We start from the raw sequence: 14,413 nt of genomic DNA, 5'->3' as shown, positions 1-14,413 counted from the left end.
AACTCGGTGGCGAAGGTCGCCCTGGCAGGCGCTTCCACATCTTAGAGCGCGAGCTTCGGCGCTTCGGCCCTCTGGTCGAGTGGTGAACTCCGCACGCTTTGCTGTTGCACCGACTCCGCCGACAGAGACTGGCGCGACACGAGTCCTCGTGGGTCGGCCAGTGCGGAACAGAGAAAGGGGAGGTGATCGGAAGGATAACTAACGACGACAAGGTGCGAGGGCCGCCGGCCAGGGCGGCCCTCGCACCGGCAAAAAGCGCAAGCGCTCGTGCGGCCTGACGCAAGAGACGGTCAACGCCACGAGTCTAGCGCTGATTCATCCAGAAATTACGCATGGAGATTCGTGGAAATGAGACGAGGATTTGGCGCCTTTGCAGCCGGCACGGTGGTGGTTGCGCTAGCGGGTCCATCGAACGCACAGACAGCAGTCCCGCCGGTGGTGGGGGTGTTCGGTTGTGTCGGTCCGGCTAGCGGTGGGCACGATTACCGAAAACTAGACAATGTAGCGCCTTTGCAAGGTGCGCCCGGTCTGACGCCGACTTTGGACAGCGTTACTGGCTCGGGAGGAGGCGGATGCGTCGGGACATACTTTCCGACCTTGGATTCAGTTCAATCCGCGATCAGCACCCTAAGCCGGAACGCTGTTTCCGGCGGATCATCGGCAAACGCAGACAAAGTCGGGAAGTCTGTCGCATCCACGCTGGGCGGAACGACAACATACGATCCGACGACCCAGCAGGTCAGCGGTTTCTCGGCGCTGGTGAACGGCACGCCCTATTCGACAGTGACCGACGCCATCGTCGGCGTCGAGAGCCAGATCAGCCAGCTCGGAGCAACTGGTCCCGTGCAGTACTCAAGTGCGGGTGCACCGACGACCCCAGGGAGGGCAGCATCGCAGGATGCGACTCTGGTCGGCGGAACGGCCGGCGCGCCGGTCAGACTACACAACCTTATGGTTGCTGCCCCGTCGAGCACGTCAACGGATGCGGTGAATGGTTCGCAGCTCTACGCAACCAACCAGGATATCAGCAATCTAACGAACTCGATCGCCAACGGGACGATCGGGCTTGTGCGGCAAATCGGCGGACCGAACGGTATGATTACCGTCGGCGCCCAGACCGGCGGCGCGCCCGTAAGCGTCGGCGGGACCGCACGCAACCGTGTTCTGACCGGTGTCGCGCCTGGCGCGGTGAACGCGCGCTCCGTGGATGCTCTCAACGGCTCTCAGCTCTTCGCATCTGTAAGTTCGGTGGCAAATGCGCTCGGCGGTGGATCGACCGTCAATCCGGATGGCACAGTCTCTCGGCCAGCCTATGTGGTCGGCGGAAAGACCTATGGCAGCGTCGGGGACGCGCTGACTGCCGGTACCGCAGACTCGATCCAATACGACGTGGCCAACGGCGCGAGACAAAACTCGATTACGCTTCAAGGTGGCTCATCTGGGCCGGTGGCGATTCACAATGTTGCGGCCGGCGCTGCGCCGACCGACGCCGTGAACGTCCAGCAGTTGAACGATGGTTTGGCTTCGCTGAATCAGAACAGCCGGGCCTATACGGACCAGCGGGTTGGGCAGGCGATGGCCTTGGCACGCGATGCGGGCGCAACGAGCGCGGCACTGGCCGGTCTTAACCGCGTCGATCTCAAGACGAAGCAAGGCGCGCTCTCCATGGCCGTCGGCGGCTTCAGCGGAGCAACCGCATTCGCGGTTGGCTACGACTATCGCCTCACGCCTGTGCTGCAGGTTCACGCTGGTGGCTCATTCGCTCCGAACACGAGCGCGACGAGCTGGAACGCTGGCGCGTCGTACATCTTCGACTGACGGACGAAAGGTGCGTCGAGAGCCGACGCGCCTGCGAACCTTCTTCACACAACTGCGGAGTTACTCGAATGAAGCGAATTGCTTTTGGCGTCGCGGCCGTCGGTCTCGCGATCGGACTACTTACCCCAGCCATGGCCGCGGACATACCATCGCCGGCCTCCAGGAAATCGACCGCCGTTTATGTGCCGATCGACGACGTGATCGCGCGATGGACGGGCTTCTATGTTGGCGCGGGTACCGGCGCCGACTGGCTGGGTAGCAGTGTCTACACCGATCAGGGGCGCGCCTGGCCGGGCGGTCGCATCTTCGCTGGCTACGATCGCCAGTTCGGCAAGTCGTTCGTGGCCGGCCCGTACGCCGACCTCTCATACAGCGGAGCGCGCGCCGGCGTCACGCCGGACCTGGCGTCCGTTGGAGCGACTGGACTAGCCCGGAATGAGTGGGGCGGCGATCTCGGCGTTCGGGCGGGGTGGCTGGCGACCTCAAAGGTCTTGTTCTACGGCGAAGGCGGCGTATCGCTCGCACCCCTGCGCATGAGCTATGGCGAACCGAAGGTAGGCCCCGCCTGGTCCGCAAACCGTACAGCGTTGGGCTGGTACGCTGGCGGAGGCGCTGAGGCCTTCATTGCCAGCAAGGTCACGCTACGCGCTGAGTACCGCTATGGCGAACTGAACGCTGGATTGGGCGCACCCGTGCGCAGCATGCGCGACCAGACCGCGCTGTTCGGTATCGCTTGGCGGCCGTGATGCGCGCTCTTGCCTTCCTTCCCGTCATTACGCTGGCGATCGTCTTATGCCCGGGTGCGATGGGCGGCGACGCGAGGCCGCCTGCGCAGCCGGCTGGGGTAGCATTACCTCCAAGCCAGTCGGTGACAACGCAGGCGGCCCGCGAACCGTCGCAAATCGGTTCGCTCGGATTCGAATGGGCAAGTGTGTTCCAGCCGGGCGCGCAGGTTGCGCCCGGCGACTATACCCGCACCATTCGGCCGTTCCTGGACTGGACACAGATCTGCGACACCGTGCAGGGCGGGCGCCGCCTTTGCTACCTCGAGACTGTCGCCCGCGAGGCCGGCACCATGCTGAGCTGGCGGATTGCAATGACGAAGGACGGACGATCGATGGCACTCGTTATTCTGCCGCCAGGCAGCAATAGCGATGACGGCGCGACGGTCGAGTTCGGCGGCCTGGCGCGCGTAGCGAAACCGCTCACTTGCGACAAGCTCGTCTGCGTCGCGACGTTCCCGGTCGACGGCCCGACCGTTGGGCTGCTGGCGCGTGAACCGAGCGCCACGATTTCATTCAGGCGGGGCGCCCAGCCGGTCAGGCTCACCGTGGGCCTCCGCGGTATGGGCCAGGCGCTGTCGGATCTGATGCCTCGTCCCGAAGCCGCTCAACGACAGGCGACGCCACGGGTCGCCGCACGAAATGCCGCACCGAAGCGGGCGAATGCGAACCCCGCGAAGGCAGCTGGATCGCCCTGGGAGACCATGCGATGACAGAAGAGACCTCGGACGACGTCTCGCCGATCGGCAGCCTACCAAATGATCGGAATTTGGACGGGCTCCGTTATCCAGCATTGGCCTTCAGGCCGGCGGCTGCGATGCCGGCAAGGGCGCAGATCTCGTCATTGTCCGACGTGTCGCCGCTGACGCCGACCGCGCCGAGCAGGGTGGTTCCGTCGAGGATCAACACGCCTCCGGGGACCGGCACCAAGCGTCCCTGCGCCAGCGTATTCACGGAGTCGATGAAATAGGCCTGCTCCTGCGCGCGCTGAAACAGCGCTCGTGATCCCATGCCCAGCGCCAGTGCGCCATAGGCCTTGCCATGCGCAATTTCACCCCGCATCAGGCTGGTGCCGTCCTGCGCAGCTGTGACTTTCACGGCGCCGCGGGCGTCAAGGATCGTGATCACAAGCGGTTTGAGTTTCTTCTCGATCCCCTTGGCCAGCGCGGCATCGAGGATCTTGCGGGCAATGTCGAGGGTGAGTTCGGCCATGGGTTATTCCTTTGCGGGCGACAGATTGTTGGAACCGGATTTCGCACAATTAAGGCTCATCGCCAATACGCGTGCGACGTGAAGCGGGGTGCGGCCGCACCCGTCCTTGATCTGGTGCCGGCAGGAGGTCCCGTCGGCGACAATCAGCGTCGCCGGATCGGCGCGCCTGATAGCCGGCAGCAGCGATAGCTCGGCCATGTCGATCGAGGCCTGATAGGTCTCGGCGCCATAGCCGAAAGCGCCGGCCATGCCGCAGCAGCTCGATTCGACAGTTTCGACGTCGAGGTCGGGCACGAGACGCAGCACCTTCTCGACCGGCCTGAAGGCGCCGAACGATTTCTGATGACAATGACCGTGGACCATGGCCTTTGCGGCGACCGCCCCGAGCGGCAGGCTGAGGCGGCCGGCCTCGGCCTCACGCACCAGAAACTCCTCGAACAACAGCGCCTGCGCACTGACCTGTTTTGCGTTCGGATCCGACCGCAATGACAACAGTTCGTCCCGGAGCGTCAGAAGGCAGCTCGGTTCAAGTCCGACGATCGGCACGCCACGCGCGGCGAACGGCGCGTAGGTCGCAACCAGTCGGTCAAGCTCGGCGCGTGCCTGGTCAACGAGGCCCGCCGACAGGAACGTTCGCCCGCAGCACAGAGGGCGCGTGCTATCCGAAGGACGCGGCAAGTGCACCCGATATCCGCCGGCGATCAGCACCTCGAGCGCTGCATCGAGATTCTCACGCTCGTAGCCGCGATTGAATGTATCGGCAAACAGCACAACTTCGCGATCGTCAGGAGGACCAAACACCGCGGCGTCGGATCGGAACGTGTCGCGACGAAACGCCGGCAGCGTGCGCTTGGCGCTGATGCCAACAAATGTCTCGAATAGCGAACGCAACAGCGGGCTGTTGTTGCGCCAATTCGCGATTGGCGCAAAGCGAGACGCCAGATCCAGATAGCGGGGCAGATAACCCACCAACCGGTCGCGCAGCGACAGGCCATGTCTTGTCGCGCGCGCTGCCAGAACTTCGATCTTCATCTTGGCCATGTCGACGCCGGTCGGGCATTCGTGGCGGCAGGCCTTGCAGGACACGCAGAGCTTGAGCGTCTCCATCATCTCGTCGGAGGCCAGCGCATCCGGGCCGAGCTGACCGGAAATCGCGAGCCTCAATGTGTTGGCGCGGCCGCGGGTGACGTCCTTCTCGTTGCGGGTCGCGCGATAGGACGGGCACATCACGCCGCCTTCAAGCTTGCGGCAGGCGCCGTTGTTGTTGCACATCTCGACCGCGCCCTGGAAGCCGCCACCGCCGCCGGGATAGGCCGACCAGTCGAGCACCGTCTTCAACTCGCCGACGCGATAGTCGGGCGAGAAGCGAAACAGCGAGCGGTCGTCCATCTTGGGCGGATCGACGATCTTGCCCGGGTTGAGCGTGTTGCCGGGATCGAAGTGCGCCTTGACCTCGCGGAAATCGGCAACGATCCGCGCGCCGAACATCGCCTCGTGAAACTCGGAGCGCATCAGGCCGTCGCCGTGCTCCCCGGAGTGCGAGCCCTTGTACTCGCGCACCATCTCGAACGTCTCCTCGGCAATGGCGCGCATTGCCTTGACGTCCTTTTCGAGCTTGAGGTTGAGCACCGGGCGCACGTGCAGGCAGCCTTCCGAGGCGTGCGCGTACATCGTGCCGCGGGTGCCATGCTTGGCGAAGATGGCGTCGAGCCGCTCGGTATAGTCGGCGAGATGCGGCAGCGGCACTGCGCAATCCTCGACAAAGGAGACCGGCTTGCCCTCCTGCTTCATCGACATCATGACGTTGAGCCCGGCGGCCCGGAAATCGGCGATGCCGGTCTGCAGCGCGGGCTCGACGATCTCCACCACGCCGCCCCATTTGCGCTGCGGCTGGTCCCAGCCGAAGCCGAGATCGGCCATCAACTCGCCGAGTTGCTTGAGGCGGGCGAGATTGTCGGCCTGATCCTCCTCCGCGAACTCGACCACCAGGATCGCGTCCGGATCGCCGCGCACGGCCGCGGAAATGATCGGTTGGAACATCGCGATCTCGCGGCCGAGCGCGATCATGGTGCGATCGACCAGCTCCACCGCGATCGGCCGCAGCTTGACCAGATGCTGTGCCGCGTCCATCGCCTCATAGAAGCTGCCGAAATGACAGACGCCAAGCGCCTTGTTGCGGATCACCGGCCACAGCTTGAGCTCGACCTGCGTCGTGAAAGCCAGCGTGCCCTCCGAGCCGACCAGCAGATGCGCCAGATTGTTCGGCGCATTGCGCGGCACCAGCGCGTCGAGATTATAGCCGCCGACCCGGCGCTGCACTTTCGGGAATTTGTCGGAGATTTCGGCGGCCTCGCGTTTGCCGAGATCGAGCATGTCGCGGAACAGCTTCAGGCCGCCTTCGGGTGAATTCACCTGTGCAAGGTCACGCGGCACCTCGCCGAAATGCAGCAGCGTGCCGTCTGCGAGCGCCGCGTCCATCGACAGCGTGTTGTCGCGCATGGTGCCGTAGCGCAGGGAGCGGCCGCCGCAGGAATTGTTGCCGGCCATGCCACCGATGGTGGCCCGCGAGGCGGTGGAAACGTCGACCGGAAACCACAGCCCGTGCTTCCTGAGCTGGCGGTTGAGATCGTCGAGCACGATGCCGGGCTCGACGATGCAGGAGCGGTTCGCCACATCGAGCGAGATGATCCGGTTCAGATGCTTGGAGAGATCGACGACGATGCCGTCGTTGACGGTCTGTCCGCACTGCGAGGTGCCGCCGCCGCGAGGGGTAACAATTCGTCCATCGTCGCGCACGATCGCGAGCGCCTGCAGCGCCTCGTCCATCGTCCGGGGGACCACCACGCCTTCAGGCATGATCTGGTAGAACGAGGCGTCGGTCGCGTAGCGCCCACGGTTGAAGGCATCGAAAAAGACGTCGCCGGTCAGGTGTGACCGCAGGCGCTGTTCGAGCGATGAGGCGTTCTTCATCCCAAATCCGCGGTGATCCGAGAGGGCTATTCTAGCGCTCTCCAGGATTGTACATTCTTTTGCGTGGCTAGTTACATTATGAATTCAAAATCGGCAAGCTAGATCACCCTCACGTCGAGGCCGGTTCGGCTCCGGCTTCGCTCAGGTGCTCGATGGCGGCCGCCCGCTTGTTGCGCAGATGCTGGAACAGGATGTCGCTCAATTCGCTGCCGGCGCGTCGGCGCAGGGCGTCGAGGATGGCTTCGTGTTCGCGCATCGCCTCGGCCCAGCGCTGCCGCTTGCGGGCGAAATTGGCGGAGTAGCGGACGCCCCGAATGCGCCCGGCGAAGTTGCCGTAGGCGGTCTTTAGCGTCTCGTTGCGCGCGGCCGCGACGATGCTCTCGTGGATTCGTTGATTGACTTGAAAATAGCCGTGCATGTCGCGATGCAGATAATGGCCATACATCTCGTAATGCAGCTGCTCGATCGCGCTGATTTCCTCGTCGGTGATGGCCTCGCAGGCCAGTCGCCCAGCCAGGCCCTCAAGCCCGGCCATCACATCGAACAGCTCTTCGAGGTCGCGCTCGCTGAGTTGGCGCACCCGCGCGCCGCGATTGGGCAGCAGTTCGATCAGCCCCTCGGCGGCCAGCACCTTGAGTGCTTCCCGTAGCGGCGTCCTCGAAATGCCGAGCATCTCGCAGAGCTGCCGCTCGGGAACACGCGCCCCCTCTGGAATGTTGCCTTCGACAACATAGTCGCGAAGCCGCAACAGGATCTCCCCGTGCAGGGAGGCCTCCTGGCGGTCACTGCCGGCGGCCGGCTCGGCGATTGGAGTTCCGGCTTCGGGAATCGTGGATTTCATATTCACCACGGTAATTTAGCAGCCTGATCGCGTCGACGTCCACAATCGAATTATAAATATCTATTGAAAAGACAAAAAATGAATGCAAAATATCTTCGTCAGCTCGCCAAAATGCGCCGATGGGAGGTTTTCATGCATCAAGGACGCCATTTCCTGCAGATTCCAGGACCGAGTCCGGTCCCCGACCGCGTTCTTCGCGCCATGGACACGCAGGTCATCGATCACCGGAGCGCCGAGTTCGCCGAACTCGGGCGTGCCGTGCTCGAGGGCAGCCAGAAGATCTTTCAGACCGCAGGTCCGGTGGTGATCTTCCCGTCATCGGGGACCGGCGCCTGGGAAGCCGCGATCGTCAACACGCTGTCGCCGGGCGACAAGGTCCTGATGGTCGAGACCGGCCATTTTGCCACCCTGTGGCGTCAGATGGCCGGGCGCTTCGGCATCGAGGTCGACTTCGTTGCAGGTGATTGGCGCCGCGGTGCCGATCCCGCCCAGATCGAAGCCAGGCTCGCGGAAGACACTGCGCACACCATCAAGGCGGTGATGGTCGTGCACAACGAGACCTCCACCGGCGCGACCAGCCGCATCGCAGACATCCGCGCGGCGATCGACCGCGCCTCGCATCCGGCGCTGATGATGGTCGACACCATCTCCTCGCTCGGCTCGGTCGACTATCGGCACGACGAATGGAAGGTCGATGTCAGCGTCAGCTGCTCGCAGAAGGGCTTTATGCTGCCGCCCGGCCTCGGCTTCAACGCGATCTCGGAGAAAGCCCGCGCCGCGTCGAAAGCCAACCGGATGCCGCGCTCCTACTTCGATTGGGAGGAGATGTTGAAGCCCAACGAGAAGGGCTTCTTCCCGTATACGCCGGCGACGAACCTGCTCTATGGCCTGCGCGAAGCCATTGCGATGCTGCTGGAGGAGGGGCTCGACAACGTGTTCGCCCGCCATCAGCGGCTGGCCGCGGCCACGCGCGCCGCCGTCACTCAATGGGGCCTCGAGGTGCTCTGCCAGGAGCCGTCCGAGTTCTCGCCGGTGCTGACCGCGGTGCTGATGCCGCCCGGGCATGACGCCGATCAGTTCCGCAAGGTTGTGCTCGACAATTACAACATGTCGCTCGGCTCGGGCCTGTCAAAGGTCGCCGGCAAGGTCTTCCGCATCGGGCATCTCGGCGAATGCAACGAGCTGACGCTGCTCGGTGCGCTGACCGGCGTGGAGATGGGCTTGTCGGCCGCCGGCGTCCCGCACCGCTCGGGCGGTGTCGATGCCGCGATGAAGTCGCTCGAGCAGCGGACGCAGAGCAATTCGTCGCCGCCTCTGAAAGTGGTCAGCACCTAAAGCATGATCCGGAAAAGTGTGAAGCGGTTTTCCGAAAAGATCATGCTCAAACGATAAGGCGTTACGGTATCGCGAACGCACATAATTCAGAACATCGCGAATTCGGGAAGGGACACCATGAGGCTTCGGTTCAAGGCGACGCACGTCGTGCTGGCGCTGCTCTGCGTGATGTATTTCATCACCTATGTCGACCGGGTGAACATCGGCACCGCGGCAGGCGATATCCAGAAGGAGCTCGGTCTCAACAATACCCAGCTTGGTCTGGTGTTCTCGGCCTTCGCCTATCCCTATTTGCTGTTCCAGGTGATCGGCGGCTGGGTCGGCGATCGTTTCGGTCCGCGCAAGACCTTGTTCTGGTGCGGGATGATCTGGGCGGCGGCGACCATCATGACCGGCTTCGTTCATGGTCTCGCCGCGCTGTTTGTCGCGCGTTTTGCGCTGGGGTTCGGCGAGGGCGCGACCTTCCCGACCGCGACACGCGCGATGCAGTATTGGACGCCTGCGAGCCGCCGCGGCTTCGCACAAGGGCTCACCCATTCGTTCGCGCGGCTCGGCAACGCCATTACCCCGCCAGTCGTCGCGCTGCTGATCCTCTGGTTGACCTGGCGCGGCGCATTCGTGGTGCTTGGTTTCATCAGTCTGCTGTGGGGCATCGCCTGGCTCTGGTACTTCCGCAACGAGCCGAAAGACCATCCCTCCATCACCGCGGCCGAACTCGCGGTGCTGCCGGCGCGTCCGCAAGGCGAGAGGCCGACGGTGCCGTGGGGGCCGCTGCTGCAACGGATGTGGCCGGTGACGCTGACGTACTTCTGCTACGGCTGGTGCCTGTGGCTCTACCTCAACTGGCTGCCGCTGTTCTTCAAGAACAACTACAGTCTCGACATCAAGAATTCGGCGCTGTTCGCATCGGGCGTATTTTTCGCCGGCGTCATCGGCGACAGCCTCGGGGGCGTCATCTCCGATCGCATCCTCGTGCGGACCGGCAATGTGCGCCTGGCGCGGCTCAGTGTCACGATCGTGGGATTTGCCGGCGCGCTGCTGTCGTTGCTGCCGATCCTGTTTTTTCACGACATCACGGTCGTTGCAATCTGCCTGTCGGCCGGCTTCTTCTGTGCAGAACTCGTGATCGGCCCGATGTGGTCGATCCCAATGGACATCGCGTCGAAACATTCCGGCATCGCGTCGGGGATCATGAACACCGGGTCGGCGTTCGCGGCCATCGTCTCGCCGCTGGTCGCCGGCTTCGTTATCGACGCCACCGGGAATTGGTACCTGCCGTTCCTGATGTCGATGGGGCTGTTGCTGCTCGGCGGCTTCTCCGCGCTGCTGATGCATCCCGAGCGGCCGTTCGATGAGGCCGAGGAGCTGGCCTCCTCGGGAAAGGTGGTGGCCGCTCAATAAAGCCGCCGGCGCGCGCCGGCGGAGGGGCCAAGAGGGGCTTGGGATAGGGTCTTTGGATATGCATGACGGCCTCCCGTCCGGCGGGGGACAAACCCAGCGAATAGTGATATGCGAGCGGCTCAACAAGCCCACTGCAAGACCGGGAAGGACGCCTATGACCGTGCACTCTGGAAGGCATTTTTTGCAGATTCCGGGACCGACCAACGTGCCGGATCGGGTGCTGCGGGCGATGGATATGCCGACCATGGATCATCGCGGTGCGGAGTTTGCCGAGATCGGCTTTGCGGTTCTTGCCGCGATGCAGCGCGTGTTCCGCACCAAGCAGCCGGTCATCATCTATCCCTCGTCCGGGACCGGTGCCTGGGAGGCCGCGATCGTCAACACCTTGCAGCCGGGCGACAAGGTCCTGATGTGCGAGACCGGGCAGTTCGCGGTGCTGTGGCACGGCATTGCCGACAAATTCAAGCTCGACGTCGACTTCATTCCGGGCGACTGGCGGCATGGCGCCGATCTCGAACAGATCCAGGCGCGGCTGTCCGCCGACAAGGCGCACAAGATCAAGGCGGTCTGCATGGTCCATAACGAGACCTCAACGGCATGCGTCACCTATCCGCGCGACGTGCGCAAGATCATGGATGATCTCAAGCATCCGGCGCTGCTGATGGTCGACACCATCTCCGGCCTCGGCTCGCTGGAATACGAGCACGACGCCTGGGGCATCGACGTCTCCATCGCCGGCTCGCAGAAGGGACTGATGCTGCCGCCGGGCCTCGGCTTCAACGCCGTCTCGGAGAAGGCGCTCGCCGCGGCCAGGGCCAATCCGGCGATGCGCTCCTATTGGGACTGGCAGGAGGTCATCAACATCAACAAGGCCGGGACCTGGCCCTATACGCCGGCGACCAACCTGCTGTTCGGCCTGAGAGAGGCCGTGAAGATGCTTGAGGAAGAAGGCCTCGACAACGTCTTCGCCCGTCACAAGCGCCACAGCGAGGCGACGCGCGCAGCCATCAAGAATTGGGGCCTCGAGACGCAGTGCCAGGAGCAGGGCGCACATTCACCGGCGTTGACCGCGGTGCGGGTGCCCGAAGGGCATGACGCCGACCATTTCCGCAAGGTCGTGCTTGATAATTTCGACATGTCGCTCGGCACCGGCCTCAACAAGGTCAAGGGCAAGGTGTTCCGGATCGGACATATCGGGCACTTCAACGATCTGATGCTGATGGGTACGCTGTCGGGCGTCGAGATGGGCCTCGATCTGGCCAAGGTGCCGCATCGCGCCGGCGGCGTGCTGGCGGCGATGGACGTCCTGAAGGGACGAGAGGCCGTGCAGAAGCAGGCCGCCGTTGCCTGACATTGAATCCTCCAAACAGAAAGAGCGAGACATGAACGCGCCCGTCACTCCAACCGAAGACCTGACCTACTCCGTCGAGGACGGGATCGCGCGGATCACATTCAACCGGCCGCAAGCGCGCAACGCGCTGACCTTCGCGATGTACGAGCAGATGGCGTCGATCTGCGAGGCCATCAACCAGGATCATGCGATCAAGGCGCTGATCCTGACCGGCGCCGGCGACAAGGCATTTGCCTCGGGCACCGACATCTCGCAGTTCCGCGCCTTCAAGACCGCGCAGGATGCGCTCGACTATGAGGCGCGGATCGACCGCGTGCTCGGTACGCTCGAGCAATGCCGCGTGCCCGTCATTGCGGCGATTGCCGGCGCCTGCACCGGCGGCGGTGCGGGCATCGCGGCCTGCTGCGACATCCGCATCGGCACCGAGGCGACCCGGATCGGCTTTCCGATCGCGCGCACGCTCGGCAATTGCCTCTCGATGTCCAACATCTCGCGTCTGGTGTCGCTGATCGGTCCGGCGCGCACCAAGGATTTGATCTTCAAGGCGCGCCTGGTCGAGGCCCCGGAAGCACTGGCGCTCGGGCTGCTCAACGAAATCGTGCCCGACGTCGCGACCTTGCAACGCCGCGCCGAAGAGACCGCAAAGCTCGTCGCCAGCCATGCACCGATCACGCTCGAAGTGACCAAGGAAGCGGTGCGCCGCATCCGCCGCACGCTGTCGCGTGACGAGGGCGAGGACCTGATCCTGCGCGCCTATATGAGCGAGGATTTTCGCGAGGGCATGGACGCGTTCCTCAACAAGCGGGCGCCGAGCTTCAAGGGCAAGTAGCGGCCGCTGGGTCCAATCGATTCCAGGCGCGCGCTTTGCACGCCTTGGAATGACATGGGTAGCATCGGGCCAGGCCGTGGACCCACAAAACCGTAGACGTCGGCGTTTCCGACTGACCACTTTTGAAGTAGCCTGTCGCCATCTCGAACGTGACGGGCCACCATGCTTACGCTCTATTCCTATCCGCCGTTGTTCGGCGTCGCCGACAATAATGGCTACGGTCTGAAGGTATTCGCTTTTCTGAAGCTCGCCGGCGTGCCGTTTCGGCACGAACACATCTTTGATGCGTCAATGGCGCCGCGCCAACAGTTGCCCTATATCGTCGACGGCCACGACAGCGTCGGCGATAGTGAGACCATCCTCGCCTATGTCACCGAAAAATACGGAGTGAAGCTGGATTTGGCGCTGACGCCGGCGCAGCGCACGACCAATCTCCTCGTCACACGTACGCTCGACGATCTCTACTGGGTGATGTCCTATTCGCGCTGGAAGGACGAGCGCTACTGGCCCCAGTTCCGCGATGCGCTCAAGCGCGAGCATCCCAGCCTCACCGATGACGGGTTGATGAAAGCCAAGGAGTTCAACGCTCAGCGCTATTATTACCAAGGCATTGGCCGCTTCGAGGCCGGCGCCGCGATGGCCCGCGGGCTCGCCGATCTCACCGCACTCGCGAACTTGATCCCGAGGCAAGGCTATGTGCACGGCGACAGACCGACGACGATCGACGCCGGCATGTATGGCTTCGTCGCCAACATCTACTTCTACGACATCGAGACGCCGTTGAAGAGATTCGTAGTCTCGCACGAGGGGCTGGCACAACACTGCCGTACCATCCACGCCGCAGTCAGTGCACCGTCACCGTAGTCGGCCTTACTCCGCTGGCCGGATCAGCCATTTCCGGAAGAATGCGAGCACGTCGCCGTTGAATTCTGCGTGGAACGCGACGCGGTCGAAACCCGGCGCATCGACGCAGATTTCGGGCCGCGCCCTGAGCAGCGCTGGTGGACAGGGCGCCAGGAATGAGAAATGCCAAGAGTTCGGAACCACGCGATATTCGTGCTTGGCAAGAAGATTTGCGTCCGCGGCGGCCACATCGCGGGGAAGCACGCCGTCGCCGCCATACTCCGAGGCCCACAACTGGACCGGCACCTTGACCGCTGAAAGGCTTTCCGCGGTGAAGGTGATGGCGAGCGGATCTGCGATGACGGCTGCCTTGATCCGCGAATCGTGCGCGAGGGGCTGCGCGGGATATTCGCCTCGTGAGATCTGCGCGCAGGCGTGGCTCGCCGAATGTTGGCAGAAGGCGGTGGCTTTGGCCCAATCCGAATTGGCGCCGATCACTACCAGGCCGGTGTAGCCGCCCCGCGAAAAGCCGAACAATCCGATCCGTTCGCGATCGATGGCCGCGCTGAACGGCGATGCGACCAGCATGAAATCGAGCAGGCGCTTGATGTCTTGCGGTCGCTCGACATAAACGGACAGGTCGTCCGAACGGCTCAGATCGAAGGAGTTGTCGCCGGGATGACTGATGGCGGCAACGATGAAGCCGGCGTCGGCGAGCACTTCACCGATGTCGTGATGGCCGGCGAAGTTACCGCCCCTGCCGTGCGAGACGACGACCAGCGGCATCCTGCTGCCGAACAACGGGCAATCCTTCACGCCCGGCAAGGCAAAAATGTCGAGACGAACTACTCCCGGGGGTTCGGCGCAGGGAGACCAGATTGCGCCGTGAATGGCCGGGCCATTGGCGTCGGCGGGAATATCGAACGATCGCAGGCCGGCGGCCTGCGCCAGGGTTGCGGTAAGGCAGAAGCCGACGGCGGAAAGCAATCTGCAAACGTGGCTGGAAGCGTGCATCGGCATCTCCTCCGTAT

The 14,413-nt window shown here is 63.6% G+C and carries 12 protein-coding genes; 8 read left to right on the top strand and 4 right to left on the bottom strand.

Annotated elements, in window-relative coordinates; translation table 11 throughout:
- Window positions 1-597 precede the first annotated feature (597 nt).
- The 3 genes from UP10_RS43550 (at window position 598) to UP10_RS35595 (ending at window position 3,313) form a co-directional block, all read left to right on the top strand.
- Window positions 598-1,818 carry a YadA-like family protein gene (locus tag UP10_RS43550; RefSeq protein WP_197086981.1) on the top strand — a complete coding sequence of 407 codons (1,221 nt, stop codon included), beginning with the start codon at window positions 598-600 and terminating at the stop codon, window positions 1,816-1,818.
- Between the two features lie 68 nt (window positions 1,819-1,886).
- Window positions 1,887-2,564 carry an outer membrane protein gene (locus UP10_RS35600; RefSeq protein WP_082077429.1) on the top strand — a complete coding sequence of 226 codons (678 nt, stop codon included), beginning with the start codon at window positions 1,887-1,889 and terminating at the stop codon, window positions 2,562-2,564.
- Window positions 2,564-3,313, top strand: coding sequence for an invasion associated locus B family protein (locus UP10_RS35595; RefSeq protein ID WP_156180588.1), 750 nt, complete (start codon window positions 2,564-2,566; stop codon window positions 3,311-3,313). Before UP10_RS35600 ends, UP10_RS35595 begins: the two co-directional genes overlap by 1 nt.
- 70 nt (window positions 3,314-3,383) lie before the next feature.
- Here the strand turns inward: UP10_RS35595 and UP10_RS35590 are convergent, their stop codons facing one another.
- From UP10_RS35590 to UP10_RS35580, 3 genes are all read right to left on the bottom strand, one after another.
- Window positions 3,384-3,812: a GlcG/HbpS family heme-binding protein gene (locus UP10_RS35590; RefSeq protein ID WP_044591843.1), complete on the bottom strand. Its 429-nt coding sequence runs from the start codon at window positions 3,810-3,812 to the stop codon at window positions 3,384-3,386.
- 3 nt (window positions 3,813-3,815) lie between these two features.
- A complete protein-coding gene (locus UP10_RS35585; RefSeq protein ID WP_044591842.1) occupies window positions 3,816-6,782 on the bottom strand; it encodes an FAD-binding and (Fe-S)-binding domain-containing protein in 2,967 nt (988 codons plus the stop codon).
- Between the two features lie 109 nt (window positions 6,783-6,891).
- On the bottom strand, window positions 6,892-7,623 hold the full coding sequence (locus UP10_RS35580) for a GntR family transcriptional regulator (protein ID WP_044591841.1): 732 nt from the start codon (window positions 7,621-7,623) through the stop codon (window positions 6,892-6,894).
- A 132-nt stretch (window positions 7,624-7,755) separates the two neighbouring features.
- Between UP10_RS35580 and UP10_RS35575 the strand changes: the two genes are divergently transcribed.
- From UP10_RS35575 to UP10_RS35555, 5 genes are all read left to right on the top strand, one after another.
- Entirely contained in the window at window positions 7,756-8,958 is a 1,203-nt protein-coding gene (locus tag UP10_RS35575; RefSeq protein WP_044591882.1) for a pyridoxal-phosphate-dependent aminotransferase family protein, read from the top strand.
- Window positions 8,959-9,075: 117 nt separating this feature from the next.
- Window positions 9,076-10,359, top strand: a complete 1,284-nt coding sequence (locus tag UP10_RS35570) for an MFS transporter (protein ID WP_044591840.1) — start codon at window positions 9,076-9,078, stop codon at window positions 10,357-10,359.
- Window positions 10,360-10,513: 154 nt separating this feature from the next.
- The gene (locus tag UP10_RS35565; protein ID WP_044591839.1) at window positions 10,514-11,710 is read left to right on the top strand and encodes a pyridoxal-phosphate-dependent aminotransferase family protein; all 1,197 of its coding nucleotides are present in this window, start codon (window positions 10,514-10,516) and stop codon (window positions 11,708-11,710) included.
- Between the two features lie 31 nt (window positions 11,711-11,741).
- Window positions 11,742-12,539: an enoyl-CoA hydratase/isomerase family protein gene (locus UP10_RS35560; protein WP_044591838.1), complete on the top strand. Its 798-nt coding sequence runs from the start codon at window positions 11,742-11,744 to the stop codon at window positions 12,537-12,539.
- A 162-nt stretch (window positions 12,540-12,701) separates the two neighbouring features.
- Window positions 12,702-13,403 (top strand): glutathione S-transferase family protein, encoded by a 702-nt coding sequence (locus tag UP10_RS35555; protein ID WP_044591837.1) that lies wholly within the window; start codon window positions 12,702-12,704, stop codon window positions 13,401-13,403.
- 6 nt (window positions 13,404-13,409) lie between these two features.
- On the opposite strand, the gene UP10_RS35550 is transcribed toward UP10_RS35555, so the two are convergent.
- Window positions 13,410-14,396: an alpha/beta hydrolase family protein gene (locus UP10_RS35550; RefSeq protein WP_044591881.1), complete on the bottom strand. Its 987-nt coding sequence runs from the start codon at window positions 14,394-14,396 to the stop codon at window positions 13,410-13,412.
- Window positions 14,397-14,413: the final 17 nt, after the last annotated feature.

Source organism: Bradyrhizobium sp. LTSPM299 (assembly GCF_000938235.1).
Lineage (GTDB): Bacteria > Pseudomonadota > Alphaproteobacteria > Rhizobiales > Xanthobacteraceae > Bradyrhizobium.
This window is presented reverse-complemented; position numbering and strand designations above follow the sequence as displayed.

Bases quoted from the DNA above. Each gene is read 5' to 3' on its own strand.
- UP10_RS35560 (WP_044591838.1), top strand. From the start codon at position 11,742: ATGAACGCGCCCGTCACTCCAACCGAAGACCTGACCTACTCCGTCGAG.
- UP10_RS35600 (WP_082077429.1), top strand. From the start codon at position 1,887: ATGAAGCGAATTGCTTTTGGCGTCGCGGCCGTCGGTCTCGCGATCGGA.
- UP10_RS35575 (WP_044591882.1), top strand. From the start codon at position 7,756: ATGCATCAAGGACGCCATTTCCTGCAGATTCCAGGACCGAGTCCGGTC.
- UP10_RS35595 (WP_156180588.1), top strand. From the start codon at position 2,564: ATGCGCGCTCTTGCCTTCCTTCCCGTCATTACGCTGGCGATCGTCTTA.
- UP10_RS35555 (WP_044591837.1), top strand. From the start codon at position 12,702: ATGCTTACGCTCTATTCCTATCCGCCGTTGTTCGGCGTCGCCGACAAT.
- UP10_RS35580 (WP_044591841.1), bottom strand. From the start codon at position 7,623: ATGAAATCCACGATTCCCGAAGCCGGAACTCCAATCGCCGAGCCGGCC.
- UP10_RS35585 (WP_044591842.1), bottom strand. From the start codon at position 6,782: ATGAAGAACGCCTCATCGCTCGAACAGCGCCTGCGGTCACACCTGACC.
- UP10_RS35590 (WP_044591843.1), bottom strand. From the start codon at position 3,812: ATGGCCGAACTCACCCTCGACATTGCCCGCAAGATCCTCGATGCCGCG.
- UP10_RS35550 (WP_044591881.1), bottom strand. From the start codon at position 14,396: ATGCACGCTTCCAGCCACGTTTGCAGATTGCTTTCCGCCGTCGGCTTC.
- UP10_RS35565 (WP_044591839.1), top strand. From the start codon at position 10,514: ATGACCGTGCACTCTGGAAGGCATTTTTTGCAGATTCCGGGACCGACC.
- UP10_RS35570 (WP_044591840.1), top strand. From the start codon at position 9,076: ATGAGGCTTCGGTTCAAGGCGACGCACGTCGTGCTGGCGCTGCTCTGC.